We start from the raw sequence: 11,907 nt of genomic DNA, 5'->3' as shown, positions 1-11,907 counted from the left end.
CATAACTCAGTGCGTTATGGTTTCATCATCATGACGACGGACACCGGCACCATCCGCGCGGACATCGCGACGCCCACGACCCGGCAACAGGGCATCACCACCGCCCTGCTGCTCGTGCTCGGCCTGCTCAGCGCCGTGGCACCCTTCGCCACCGACCTGTACCTGCCGGCCTTCCCCGAGATGACGACCGAGCTGCAGACCTCGGCGACCACCGTGCAGCTCACCCTGACCGCGTTCCTGGTCGGCGTCACCGTCGGACAGCTCGTCTTCGGGCCGCTGTCGGACCGGTTCGGCCGAGTTCCCCCGCTCGTCGCCGGGGCGGCGCTGTGCGTGCTCGCGAGCGCGGCAGCGGTGCTCGCGCCGACCGTCGGTGTGCTCGTGGCGGCTCGGCTGCTGCAGGGGCTCGGCGGTGCGGCCGGCATGGTCATCAGCCGCGCGGTCATCTCCGACCTGGCCACCGGCAAGCCCGCCGCCCGGGCGTTCTCGCTCATGATGATCGTCGGTGGCGTCGCCCCGGTCGTCGCACCGCTGCTCGGTGGGCTGCTCACCGGCCCGATCGGCTGGCGCGGGCTGCTCACGATCGTCCTCGGGCTGTCGGTCGTCATGCTCGTCGCGGTGCTGGCCGTGATCCGCGAGACCCACCTGCGTTCCCGCCGTGACGAGCTCCGCGCCGAACGCCAGGCGACGGGGTCCCCGTTGCGCGCCCTGCGCTCGCGCACGTTCCTCGGCTACACCGCGGTGTTCGGCTTCGCGTTCGCGGTGATGATGGCGTACATCTCGGCGTCGCCGTTCCTGTACCAGGAGATGATCGGCTTCGGCACGGTCGAGTACGGGATCGCGTTCGGCATCAACGCCCTGGCGCTGATGGGCGTCAGCATCCTGTCCGCCAAGCTCACGGAACGCCACTCCGTGCGGGGCGTGCTGTCGCTCGGCATCGTGCTCGTGCTCGCGTCGACGGTGGCCTTCGCCGTGCTCGTCGCCACCAGTGCTCCGGTCATCGCCCTGGCCGTGCCGCTGTTCACCGCGGTCGGCAGCCTCGGCCTGGTGCTCGGCAACGCGACGGCACTGGCACTGGGAGCCGTGCCGTCCGCCGCCGGCAGCGCGTCGGCGGTGCTCGGCGCGCTGCAGTTCGGCCTCGCCGCGCTGGTGTCCCCGCTGGTGAGCATCGGCGGGTCCACGACGGCCGCTCCCCTGGCGATCGTGATGCTCGCCGCGGCGGTCGTCGCGGTGATCGCGCTGCTGGCCGCACGTGGCAGGACCGTCCGCGCGGCCTGAGCTCCCGCGAGACACCGGTGTTCGTCAGTCGCGCCGCGGACATCCGCGGCGTGGACGAGGAACGCCGGTGTCTTGCCGTCTCGCCCGCGTCAGCGCCTCCGTCAGCGTGCGACGGGCCGCGCCGGACGCAGCACCGGCAGCCGCGGCATCAGCCAGTCGACCCAGACCAGCCGGGCGGCAGGGGCCACCGCGAGCGCCCACGCCACCGAGGCCAGTGCGTCGGTCGGGTAGTGCACGGCGTCGATCGTCACCGAGAACCACACGACGACGACGGCCACGGTCCCCACGACGACTGCGACTCCGTGCCACCGGGTGTCGCGCAACACCCAGCAGAGCGCGATGGTGAACGCCACCATGAAGACCGTGTGCCCGCTCGGGTAGCCCGGGTCCGGCTGCACGGGGAACGGGTGCGGCAGCACACTGACGTCGGGCCGGGCGCGGTGCACGAGCTCCTTGACGATCGCCGACGGCACCCACGTGATCGCGACCACCCCGGCGAAGGCCGCCGCCGGCCGGATGTTCCGCTGCACCGCCCAGATCACCCCGGTGACGACGACGGTGACGATGATCGCCGGCACGGGGCTGATCGCGTGGTAGACGCCGTCGGTGAAGCTCCGGAGTGCGCCGGTGTGCAGCTCGTTGAGGGCCTTCGCGAGACCGATGTCCACCGTGCCCAGGAAGAACCCGACGACGGTCAGGACGAGCACCGCCGCGATGCCGATCACGAGCGTCGACAGCGGGTACGCGGACCGGACGAGGATGCCGTTCGCGTCGGGCTCTCGTCGGCGGGGGCGGAGCGGCGGCGCGTCGTCGATCATCCGCCCATCGTCCCAGTCCGACGGGCGAAGTCACGGCTCGGTCCCATCAGAGAACACACAGGACGACGGCACCGACTAGACCGGGAGACGTCCACCACGAGAGGAACCGCATGCCGACCGTCGCCGAGACCATCGTCGCCACACTCCGCGAGAACGACGTCCACCGCGTCTACGGCCTGCCCGGGGACTCGCTCAACGGCTTCACCGACGCCATCCGGAAGGACGGCACGATCAGCTGGGAGCACGTCCGCCACGAGGAGGCGGCTGCGTTCGCCGCGGCAGCAGAAGCCGACCTGACCGGAGACCTCGCGGTGTGCGCCGGCAGCTGCGGACCGGGCAACCTGCACCTGATCAACGGCCTGTACGACGCGAACCGCTCCCGCGTGCCCGTCCTCGCGATCGCCGCGCACATCCCGACGGCGGAGATCGGCACCGGGTACTTCCAGGAGACCCACCCGCAGGAACTCTTCCGCGAGTGCTCCGTCTACGTCGAGTACGTCGCCGACCCGGTCCAGATGCCGCGCCTGCTCGAGATCGCGATCCGCGAAGCCGTCGAGAAGCGCGGCGTCGCCGTGCTCGTCATCCCCGGCGACGTCCTGCTCGCCGAGGCGAGGGACGACCGTGCAGTCCGCATCGGCCGGGCAGAACCGCGCATCATCCCCTCCGACGCCGAGCTCCAGCGCACGGCCGACCTGCTGAACGGCGCCGACAAGGTGACGATCCTCGCCGGTGCCGGGGTCGCGGGTGCCCACGACGAGGTCGTCGCCCTCGCGGAACGCCTGCAGGCCCCGATCGTGCACGCCCTGCGCGGCAAGGAGCACATCGAGTGGGACAACCCCTACGACGTGGGGATGACCGGCCTGCTCGGGTTCGCGTCGGGCTACCGCGCGATGGAGGACGCCGACGTCGTCCTCATGCTCGGCACGGACTTCCCCTACCCCCAGTTCTTCCCCGCGAAGGCGAAGCACGTGCAGGTCGACATCCGGGGGGAACAGCTCGGCAAGCGGCACCCGGTCGACATCGGCCTGGTCGGCACCGTCAAGGACACCGCCCTCGGACTCCTGCCCCTGCTGACCGCCTCGAAGCCGGCACACCACCTGCAGGACGCCCGCAAGCACTACCGGAAGACGCGGGAGAAGCTCGACGACCTGGCCGTGCCCGCCGGCAAGCACAAGCCCCTGCACCCGCAGTACGTCGCCAGGGTCCTCGACCAGCTCGCCGACGACGACGCCGTGTTCATCCCGGACGTCGGCTCCCCCGTCGTGTGGGCGTCCCGCTACCTGACGATGAACGGCAAGCGACGGCTGATCGGGTCGTTCTGGCACGGCTCGATGGCGAACGCCATGCCGCAGGCGATCGGCGCGCAGACCGCGTTCCCCGATCGGCAGGTGATCGCGATGGCCGGGGACGGCGGTCTGACGATGCTCCTCGGTGAGCTCGTGACGATCGTGCAGAACAAGCTGCCGGTGAAGATCGTCGTGTTCGACAACTCGTCACTGAACTTCGTCGAGCTCGAGATGAAGGCCGCCGGCTTCGTGAACTTCGGCACCGAGTTGACGAACCCCGACTTCGCGGCCGTGGCCGAGGCCATCGGGCTGAAGGGCTTCCGGGTCGACGAATCCGACCAGTTGGAGGATGCGCTCGCCGCCGCCCTCGCCCATGACGGGCCGGCCCTGGTCTCCGTCAAGGCGAACCGGCAGGAGCTGTCGATGCCGCCGGCGGTCACCCTGGAGCAGGCGAAGGGCTTCACGCTCTACGCCATCCGCACGGTCCTGAGCGGCCGCGGCGACGAGCTGCTCGACCTGGCGTCGACCAACTTCCGGCAGTTCATCTGACGCGGGCCTGGGGCTGGAGACCCAGCCCCAGGCGGACGGGTCAGGCGCCGGCACCGCCGTCGACGGGGATCATCGCGCCGGTCACCATCGCGGCACGGTCGCTCAGGAGCCATGCGGCGACCTCGGCGACCTCCTCGGGCTCCGCCATCCGTCCGAGTGGGATCGAGGCATTGACCTGCTCGACGATGCCCGGGGTCGCCGCCTCCCAGGCGTCGATCATCTCCGTGGCGGTGCCGCCCGGGGTGATCCCGTTCACCCGGATGCGGTCGGACGCCCAGGTCACGGCCGCGGTCTCGGTGATGCTGTTGAGCGCCCGCTTCATGGCGCCGTACGCGGGGAGTGCCGGGTTCGCGCGTCGGCTGCCGATGCTCGAGGTGTTCACGATGGCCCCGGCACCCGTCCGGCGCATCAGGGCGGCCTCCGCGGTCATCGCGACCCAGTGCCCGCGGAAGTTCACGGCGAACTGCGCGTCGATGTCCTCGTCGCTCGTGGTGTCGAGCGGCCCGGGGTGCTGGATCGTCGCACCGTTGTTGAACGCCCCGTCGAGCCGTCCGTGCAGCTCGTCGACGCGCGCGACGGCAGCGCGGATGCTCGCCGGGTCGGCCAGGTCGAGCGGGACGGCGTCAGCGACCCCGCCGGCCGCGCGGACCTGGTCCACGACGGTCTCGAGCGCGGCGGTGCTCCGGGCGGCGAGCACGACGGCCGCGCCCTCCCGGGCGAAGAGCCGTGCTGCTGCGGCTCCGATGCCGCGGCTGGCGCCGGTGATGAAGACGACCTTCCCGGTGAGCAGGCCGGTGGGAGCGGTGGTGGACGTGTCGGAGGTGGACTGGATGCTGTTCTCGGTCATGGCGTCAGCGTCACCGCCGTGGACCGGCGGAACCAGGTACGACCGGTACCACGACACCAGCGGCGCACGGGGCGCAGACTCCTGGCATGGACAAGCAGGAGTTGGCGGCGTTCCTCCGTTCACGGCGGGAGCGGTTGCAGCCCTCGGACGTCGGCCTGGTGACGGGCTCGCGACGGAGGACGCCCGGACTGCGGCGTGAAGAGGTGGCCGTCCTGGCCCACATCTCGACCGAGTACTACGTGCGGCTCGAACAGGGCCGCGCGCCACGGCCGTCCGCCGAGGTGCTCGCCGGCATCGCCGAGTCGCTCCGCCTCTCCGCCGTCGAGTCCACGCACCTGCACACCCTGGCGGGCACGGCGCCGCTCCACCACGGACGGGTGCGCCGCGACGTCCGACCGAGCATCGTCGCCCTCGTCGAGCGCCTGCCGCAGACGGCGGCGATCGTGCTCTCCGCCACGTTCGAGGTCCTCGCGTGGAACCCGCTCGCGGCCGCGCTCATGGAGGACTTCGGCGAGCGGCTCCCGGCCGAGCGGAACCTCGCCCGACAGGCGTTCCCGCCTGGGGCGCACCCCGCCGACACGGTGCCGCCCTACGGCATCTCCGACGGTGCCGAGTTCCGCCAGCACGTCGTCCGGCAGCTCCGCGCCGTCCGCGCGCAGTACCCGGAGGACCCGTCCGTGGTCGGGCTCGTCGAGGAGCTCCGAGCGGACAACGCGGAGTTCGCGCGGCTCTGGGACCGTCACGACGTCCCGACGACGACCGTGCTGTCCAAGACGTTCGACCACCCCGTGGTCGGCCCGGTCACGGTCGACTGCGACAGCCTCGCCCTGGTCGACCGCGGCCAGTGGCTCGTGCTCTACACGGCACCGGCCGGGTCACCAGATGCCGACGCCCTCGCACTCCTCGGCGTGCTGGGAGTGGAGGGCGTCCGCACCGGGTGACCGGTCGTCATCGCTGCGACGCGGGGCCGTCGTCGGCCCCGCGTCGCAGGTGGTCGATCAGAAGGCGGGCGTGCCGCCGGCGATCGTGATGGTCGACCCCGACTGGTAGCTCGACTCCGGGCTGACCAGGTGCACGTACGCGGCGCCGAGCTCTGCCGGCTGGCCGGGGCGACCGAACGGCGAGTCCCCGCCGAACTGCGACACCTTCTCGGCGTCGTCAGAACCCGGCTGCAACGGCGTCCACACGGGGCCGGGCGCGATCGAGTTCACGCGGATGCCCTTCGGCGCGAGCTGCTGGGCGACGGCCTCGGTGAAGAGCTTGATCGCACCCTTGGACACGGCGTAGTCGATCTTGTCCGGCGTCGGCGACGACGCCTGGATCGATCCGGTCGTGACGATCGTCGAGCCGGGCTCGAGGTGCGGCACGGCGGCCTTCGTCAGCCAGAACAGGGAGTAGATGTTCGTCTTGAAGGTCGAGTCGAACATCTCGGTGTCGAGCGTCAGGATGTCCTCGTTGCTCTCCATGCGACCGGCGACCATCACGAGGGTGTCGAGGCCACCGAGCTCGTCGACGGCCTTCTGGACGAGGTCCTTGCAGTACTGCTCGTCGGAGATGTCTCCGGGCACGAGCACCGCACGACGGCCTTCGCCCTCGAGCAGGTCGCGGACCTGTTCGGCGTCCTCCTGCTCGTCGGGGAGGTAGGACAGCACCAGGTCGGCACCCTCACGCGACATCGCGATCGCGGCGGCACGGCCGATGCCCGAGTCGGCGCCGGTGACGATGCCGCGGAAGCCGGTCAGCCGCTCGCGGCCGACGTAGCTCTCCTCGCCGTGGTCCGGCTTCGGGTCCATCTTCCAGGCAGCACCCGGGAGCGACTGCTCCTGCTTCGGGAACGGCGGGGCGGGGTAGAGGCTGTTCGGGTCACGCTTGTCGTACTGGCTCATGGGCCCAGTGTGCTCAGCGCGCCGGGGGACCCGTTCAGCCAGCCTGGACGCGACCAGACGACGGACTGGAGGCTCGGTGCCAGCTGGCACCTGGGCCCACGCCGGCCGGTTCCGGACCGACGCGCCAGCGGCGGGACGGCCGTGACCGGTGGGGAGCCTCCAGTCCGTCAGGTGGTTCAGATGCCGGCCGTGGACCGGATCCAGGAGGCGGACTGCGAGAGCAGCGCGTAGTTGGAGCCGGCCGACGTGTTCGCGCCGGGGTCGGCGCTGTCGCCGGTCGAGCAGACCGCGACGACCTTGCCGCCGACCAGCAGCGGCCCGCCGGAGTCCCCGTGGTTCGAGGCGCCGGTCACGCCCGAGGCGTGCTGCGCGCGACCGCCGAAGGCGTCGGTGCTGGCACCGGTGAGGGCGACGCTCGCCTGGTACAGGCCGTCGGACTGGACCGCGTTCGCGCGCAGGCCGTAGCCCTGGATCGTGCCCGTGCCGGTCGACTTCGCGGTCGCTGCCAGGTCGAGCGGCGCGTACGAGGACAGGGCGTACGCGCTCCGCAGGTGCACCAGGGCGATGTCGCCGGTCGGGGCCGCGCTGACCCGGTCTACGGCGACGGGCGTCCCCCGGTTGACCGTGGAGTTGGAGTGGTAGACGTTCATCGCGCCGATGCCGTCGATGCAGTGGCGGGCGGTGAGCACCCAGGAACCGGAGACCTGTTCGCCGGTGCAGGTGCTGACGTAGCCGGAGGGGATGGAGCCGCCGGAGGCCTGGAGCTGGACGGCCCAGGCGGTGGAGGGGGCCTTCTCCCCGCCGACGACCTGGGGGCTGGCGGTCAGGGCCGAGGCGGGGGCGGCGGCGAACACGCCACCGGCGACGACGACGACCGCGGCGAACGCGGCTGCGATGGACTTCTTCATGACGACTCCTCTGTCGGACGAAGCAGGGTCGTTGCAGTGTGCAACTGGTTGCATCCTGACCCTGGACGACGGAGGGCACCAGTCCGCACTTCGACGGACGGGAGGTGTCAGCGGGTCGTGTTCAGGCCGGGGTGCCGAGTCGGTAGCCGACGCCGCGGATGGTGGTGATCAGGTCGCGGTCGGTCTTGCGCCGGATGTAGTGCACGTAGGTGTCGACGGTGCCGACCTGCTCGCCGCGCTCGAAGACCGCGGAGAGCAGGTGCTGGCGAGTGAAGGCGCGCGCTGGTTCACTCGCGAGCAGGCGGAGCATCGCGGTCTCCTTCTCCGTCAGCATCACCCTGCCCGAGTACGGGGACGTGATGCTCTGGTCGTCGGGGTGGAAGGCCCATCCGCCGATCTCGATCGTGGCCCCCGTGCCGGAGTAGTCACGAGTCAGCGCTCGGAGTCGTGCGGTGAGCTCGTCGAAGTCGAACGGCTTCACCAGGTAGTCGTTCGCGCCGGCGTCGAGGCCCGACACGCGGTCCCTGACCGCCCCGAGCGCCGTCAGCATGAGCACCGGCGTGCTGATGCGGCGCTCCCGCAGGGTGGCGATCACCTCGGTGCCGTCGATGCCGGGCAGCCGTCGGTCGACGACCATCACGTCGAAGTACTGCTGGGCGGCGACCTCCAGTGCGCTCTCCCCGTCGGCGCGGAGTGTCACGTCCCATTCGTCACCCAGGACCTCGGCGACCAGGGGGCCGAGTCGTGGGTCGTCCTCGACGAGCAGGAGTCGGAGCGTCACGGGCGGCCCTCCCGGTCGTCAGGTGGTCCGTCGGGTCGTACCGGCAGCCGGAGCGCGAACACGGTGCCGTCCGCACCGGTGCGTTCCACGGTGACGTCGCCGCCGGCGCGGACGGCGACGTCGCGCACCAGCGCGAGCCCGATGCCGTACCCGGTGCGCGGAGCGGCAGCGCCCGCCGGCCCCGTCGGCGTGCCGTGGGCGAACCGGTCGAAGACGCGGGCGGGAGGGATCCCGGTGATGCCGGGTCCGTCGTCCGTGACACGGATCACGGCGGAGGCACCGCCCGCGCTCGTCGAGACCCGGACGTGGCCACCGGCGCGCGTGTGACCGATCGCGTTGTCCGTCAGGGCGACCAGGCACCGGTGCAGCTGCGTCTCCGACACCGCCAGGGTGGCCCCCGCGAGTGCCGCGTCGACCGGCCTGACGTCGAGGTGCACCTCCCGCTCCACCGCGAGGACGGTCATGTCCCGCCGCAGGGTCGCCAGGGCATCGGCGAGGTCGGCCGTCCCGCTCGCTCCGCTGTTCCCCGCAGCAGCGTCCAGGAGGTCGTTGACGATGTCGATCAGGACACGGGTGTCGCCTCGGAGCTCGTCCACGACGGCGTGCCGCGGGTCGTCCGCCGGCGTCATCATGTGCAGCCGTTGTACACGGGCGTGGAGCACCGCCAGCGGCGTCCGGAGCTCGTGGCTGGCGTCGGCGACGAACGTGCGCTGGACACGGGCGGCGTCGGCGATGGGACGCACCGCACGGCGTGCGATCCTCCACGCGGCGAGGCCGGCGAGGACGATCGAGAACCCGCCGACCCCGACCACCGCGATGCTCAGGTCGACGGTGTCGAGGGAGATGCGGACGTCGCTCGCCGCCGGAGCCTCGTGCAGTTGTCCCGGGGTGAGCTGCCAGAGGACGTACCCGACCACCAGGGCGATGATCGCGGCGACCAGCGCCGCGGACACGACGGCGACCTGGAACGCGATGCCGACCACGGACCGGCGGTACGCCAACCGGTCCGGGTCACGCTCCTGTCCGGAACGGAACGACCACGTGACCGCCGCGTCAGCGATCGATGACCACCACGGTGACCTCACCTGTGCTCCCTCCACGGCACCGGCACCGGGACACGGAGGTGTTCCGACGTCGGTGCATCGGCACCGATCCTGCCGCACGCCGAGACCGATCTCGTTTCTTGGTGAAGTCTTGGCCCCGCGTTCCTAGCGTCGATGCATCGCCGCTCCCGCATCTGCGGTCCGGTCCGTCCCGACGAGGAGAACGTCATGTCCCACGCGCCAGCAGCCCGGCTGCGGACCCGCGTCCGCTCGAACAAGGTGCCGGACCCGACCGTGTCGTTCTGGGTCATCAAGATCCTCGCCACAACCGTCGGTGAGACCGCAGCGGACCTCCTCAGCGACACGGTCGGGCTCGGCCTGCCGCTGACGACCCTGGTCATGGCCGTCGCGCTCGTCGTGTTCCTGGTCCTGCAGTTCCGGACCCGCTCCTACCGGCCGCCGCTGTACTGGATCACCGTGGTCCTGATCAGCATCGTCGGCACGTGCATCACGGACAACCTGACGGACGGGCTCGGCGTCCCGCTGGCCCTCAGCACGACCGTCTTCGCCGTGGCGCTGGCAGCCGTCTTCGTCATCTGGTACCGATCCGAGGGGACCATCTCGATCCACAGCATCGACGCGGTCCGCCGGGAAGCGTTCTACTGGCTGGCGATCCTGTTCACGTTCGCCCTCGGCACCGCCGCCGGTGACCTGATCGCGGAGCAGACCGGACTCGGGTACTTCCCGTCGCTGCTGTTGTTCGCCGGGGCGATCGCCCTGACCGCGGCCGTCTGGTTCATCGGGCACCGCGGCCCGGTCGTGTGCTTCTGGATCGCGTACGTCCTCACCCGACCGCTCGGTGCCTCCACCGGCGACCTGCTCTCGTCGCCGGTCGAGGACGGCGGCCTCGGCATCGGCACCATCACCACCAGCGTCGTGTTCCTGGTCCTCATCGCCGCGGTCATCAGCTGGCTCTCGATCCGTCTCCGTCGCGATGCCACCGCTCCGCAGGCGCAGCTGGGTGTCTCCTCGTGACCGCCACCGTCCCCCTCGCCGTGCACCTCCTCGACGCAGCATCCGTGCTGCACGCCTTCGGTCCGTACGTCCTCGTGGGCATCGCCGTGCTCATCTTCATCGAGTCCGGGGTGCTGTTCCCGTTCCTGCCCGGTGACTCCCTGCTCGTCACCGCCGCGATCATCAGCAGCGCCCTGGGCGTCACGCCGTGGCAGGTCGCGCTCGTCGCGTCCCTCGCGGCGATCGCCGGTGACCAGGTCGGGTACTGGCTCGGCAAGCGCTTCGGGCGTCGCTGGTTCCGGGACGACGCGCGTCTGCTCACCACCGCTCGACTCAACGAGGCAGAGGCGTTCTTCACCCGGTGGGGCGGGCTCTCACTCGTCCTCGGCCGGTTCGTCCCCGTCGTCCGGACGTACGTCCCCCTCGCGGCCGGCACCGCCGGGATGCACTACCGCCGGTTCCTGCTGTTCAACCTCATCGGGGCGATCGCATGGGCTGCAGGCCTGACCGCTGTCGGGGTGCTGCTCGGCGGGATCCCGTTCGTGGCACACAACATCGACGTCCTCATGATCGTGATCGTCCTGGTCTCGGTGCTCCCGATCGTGATCGGGGCGCTCCGCCGTCGGGCCGGCCGCCGGTCAGGAACGCACGGCGATCCGTCCGACCAGCCAGCCGCGGCCGGTCGGGACCGACGAGGATGACCGCGACGACGCCCGACGCACCGAACCGTGTGCCCGACCCGACGACGTCGTTCTGGGTCATCAAGGTGGTCACCACGGCGATGGGCGAGGCACTCTCCGACTTCCTCGTCACACGGTTCGATCCCGTCCCGACGGTCCTGGTCACGGCCGTGCTCTTCGCGGTCGTCCTCGTCGTGCAGCTCGCCGCGACCCGGTACGCGCCCTGGAGGTACTGGGCGGCCGTGTCGATGGTCGGGGTGTTCGGCACGATGATCGCCGACGTCACCCACGTCGCTCTCGGCGTCCCCTACCTGGTCTCCGCCCCGGTGTTCCTGGTCGGCCTCGTGGCCGTGTTCGTGGTGTGGCGCCGCACCGAGGGAAGCCTCGACGTGCACACCATCACCAGCCTGCGCCGACAGTGCTTCTACTGGGCCGCAGTCATCGCCACGTTCGCGATGGGCACCGCTGCCGGCGACCTGCTCGCCAGCACCTTCCACCTCGGGTACTTCGCCGGTGGGATGGTCTTCGTCGCCGCCATGGCCGTCGTCGTCCTCGGTCGCTTGGGCGGCGTCCTCGGCCCGGTCCTGTCGTTCTGGACGGCGTACGTGCTCACCCGGCCGGTGGGGGCGTCCTTCGCGGACTGGGTCGCGGTCCCGCACGCGCGGGGCGGTCTCGCCGTCGGCACGGGGCTGGTCAGTGCCGTCCTGCTGATCGTGATCGCCGTGGCGGTGGCCTGGTCCGCGCAGTTCCGACGAACAGCGCAGTCGTCGACCGCCGTCGCGCGCTGAGGTACCACGGCGCTGGCGGCGGGCGACCGCTG

Annotated in this window: 12 protein-coding genes; 6 read left to right on the top strand and 6 right to left on the bottom strand. The window is 71.2% G+C overall.

Going from position 1 to position 11,907, the window contains the following annotated elements; translation table 11 throughout:
* The first annotated feature begins 30 nt into the window (after positions 1 to 30).
* Entirely contained in the window at positions 31 to 1,275 is a 1,245-nt protein-coding gene (locus tag ITJ68_RS02720; RefSeq protein WP_194659790.1) for a multidrug effflux MFS transporter, read from the top strand.
* A 101-nt stretch (positions 1,276 to 1,376) separates the two neighbouring features.
* Here the strand turns inward: ITJ68_RS02720 and ITJ68_RS02715 are convergent, their stop codons facing one another.
* Positions 1,377 to 2,093 carry a phosphatase PAP2 family protein gene (locus ITJ68_RS02715; RefSeq protein WP_194659789.1) on the bottom strand — a complete coding sequence of 239 codons (717 nt, stop codon included), beginning with the start codon at positions 2,091 to 2,093 and terminating at the stop codon, positions 1,377 to 1,379.
* Positions 2,094 to 2,203: 110 nt separating this feature from the next.
* Between ITJ68_RS02715 and poxB the strand changes: the two genes are divergently transcribed.
* Complete coding sequence (gene poxB / locus ITJ68_RS02710) at positions 2,204 to 3,928, top strand: ubiquinone-dependent pyruvate dehydrogenase (RefSeq protein ID WP_194659788.1); 1,725 nt, start codon at positions 2,204 to 2,206, stop codon at positions 3,926 to 3,928.
* A gap of 40 nt (positions 3,929 to 3,968) precedes the next feature.
* On the opposite strand, the gene ITJ68_RS02705 is transcribed toward poxB, so the two are convergent.
* Positions 3,969 to 4,775: an SDR family NAD(P)-dependent oxidoreductase gene (locus ITJ68_RS02705; protein WP_194659787.1), complete on the bottom strand. Its 807-nt coding sequence runs from the start codon at positions 4,773 to 4,775 to the stop codon at positions 3,969 to 3,971.
* Positions 4,776 to 4,861: 86 nt separating this feature from the next.
* Here ITJ68_RS02705 and ITJ68_RS02700 point away from each other — a divergent pair, with 86 nt between their 5' ends.
* The gene (locus tag ITJ68_RS02700) at positions 4,862 to 5,716 is read left to right on the top strand and encodes a helix-turn-helix transcriptional regulator (RefSeq protein ID WP_194659786.1); all 855 of its coding nucleotides are present in this window, start codon (positions 4,862 to 4,864) and stop codon (positions 5,714 to 5,716) included.
* 57 nt (positions 5,717 to 5,773) lie between these two features.
* Here the strand turns inward: ITJ68_RS02700 and ITJ68_RS02695 are convergent, their stop codons facing one another.
* The 4 genes from ITJ68_RS02695 to ITJ68_RS02680 form a co-directional block, all read right to left on the bottom strand.
* A complete protein-coding gene (locus ITJ68_RS02695; RefSeq protein WP_071278961.1) occupies positions 5,774 to 6,661 on the bottom strand; it encodes an SDR family oxidoreductase in 888 nt (295 codons plus the stop codon).
* 176 nt (positions 6,662 to 6,837) lie between these two features.
* Positions 6,838 to 7,569: a S1 family peptidase gene (locus ITJ68_RS02690; protein WP_194659785.1), complete on the bottom strand. Its 732-nt coding sequence runs from the start codon at positions 7,567 to 7,569 to the stop codon at positions 6,838 to 6,840.
* Positions 7,570 to 7,690: 121 nt separating this feature from the next.
* Positions 7,691 to 8,350 (bottom strand): response regulator transcription factor, encoded by a 660-nt coding sequence (locus ITJ68_RS02685; RefSeq protein WP_194659784.1) that lies wholly within the window; start codon positions 8,348 to 8,350, stop codon positions 7,691 to 7,693.
* Positions 8,347 to 9,435, bottom strand: a complete 1,089-nt coding sequence (locus ITJ68_RS02680; protein ID WP_194659783.1) for a sensor histidine kinase — start codon at positions 9,433 to 9,435, stop codon at positions 8,347 to 8,349. The genes ITJ68_RS02685 and ITJ68_RS02680 overlap by 4 nt, the downstream gene beginning before the upstream one ends.
* Before the next feature lie 186 nt (positions 9,436 to 9,621).
* Here ITJ68_RS02680 and ITJ68_RS02675 point away from each other — a divergent pair, with 186 nt between their 5' ends.
* Genes ITJ68_RS02675 through ITJ68_RS02665 form a run of 3 tightly spaced genes read left to right on the top strand, consistent with a single transcriptional unit; the run spans position 9,622 to position 11,875 of the window.
* Positions 9,622 to 10,428: a hypothetical protein gene (locus ITJ68_RS02675; protein WP_194659782.1), complete on the top strand. Its 807-nt coding sequence runs from the start codon at positions 9,622 to 9,624 to the stop codon at positions 10,426 to 10,428.
* Complete coding sequence (locus tag ITJ68_RS02670; protein ID WP_194659781.1) at positions 10,425 to 11,108, top strand: DedA family protein; 684 nt, start codon at positions 10,425 to 10,427, stop codon at positions 11,106 to 11,108. Before ITJ68_RS02675 ends, ITJ68_RS02670 begins: the two co-directional genes overlap by 4 nt.
* Complete coding sequence (locus tag ITJ68_RS02665; protein WP_194659780.1) at positions 11,105 to 11,875, top strand: hypothetical protein; 771 nt, start codon at positions 11,105 to 11,107, stop codon at positions 11,873 to 11,875. The genes ITJ68_RS02670 and ITJ68_RS02665 overlap by 4 nt, the downstream gene beginning before the upstream one ends.
* Positions 11,876 to 11,907 lie beyond the last annotated feature (32 nt).

This window comes from Curtobacterium sp. VKM Ac-1395 (assembly GCF_015350975.1).
GTDB lineage: Bacteria > Actinomycetota > Actinomycetes > Actinomycetales > Microbacteriaceae > Curtobacterium.
The sequence above is the reverse complement of the archived record's forward strand: the minus strand, read 5'-3'. Positions and strand labels throughout refer to the sequence as shown.

Bases quoted from the DNA above. Each gene is read 5' to 3' on its own strand.
- ITJ68_RS02720 (WP_194659790.1), top strand. From the start codon at position 31: ATGACGACGGACACCGGCACCATCCGCGCGGACATCGCGACGCCCACG.
- ITJ68_RS02715 (WP_194659789.1), bottom strand. From the start codon at position 2,093: ATGATCGACGACGCGCCGCCGCTCCGCCCCCGCCGACGAGAGCCCGAC.
- poxB (WP_194659788.1), top strand. From the start codon at position 2,204: ATGCCGACCGTCGCCGAGACCATCGTCGCCACACTCCGCGAGAACGAC.
- ITJ68_RS02705 (WP_194659787.1), bottom strand. From the start codon at position 4,775: ATGACCGAGAACAGCATCCAGTCCACCTCCGACACGTCCACCACCGCT.
- ITJ68_RS02700 (WP_194659786.1), top strand. From the start codon at position 4,862: ATGGACAAGCAGGAGTTGGCGGCGTTCCTCCGTTCACGGCGGGAGCGG.
- ITJ68_RS02695 (WP_071278961.1), bottom strand. From the start codon at position 6,661: ATGAGCCAGTACGACAAGCGTGACCCGAACAGCCTCTACCCCGCCCCG.
- ITJ68_RS02690 (WP_194659785.1), bottom strand. From the start codon at position 7,569: ATGAAGAAGTCCATCGCAGCCGCGTTCGCCGCGGTCGTCGTCGTCGCC.
- ITJ68_RS02675 (WP_194659782.1), top strand. From the start codon at position 9,622: ATGTCCCACGCGCCAGCAGCCCGGCTGCGGACCCGCGTCCGCTCGAAC.
- ITJ68_RS02665 (WP_194659780.1), top strand. From the start codon at position 11,105: ATGACCGCGACGACGCCCGACGCACCGAACCGTGTGCCCGACCCGACG.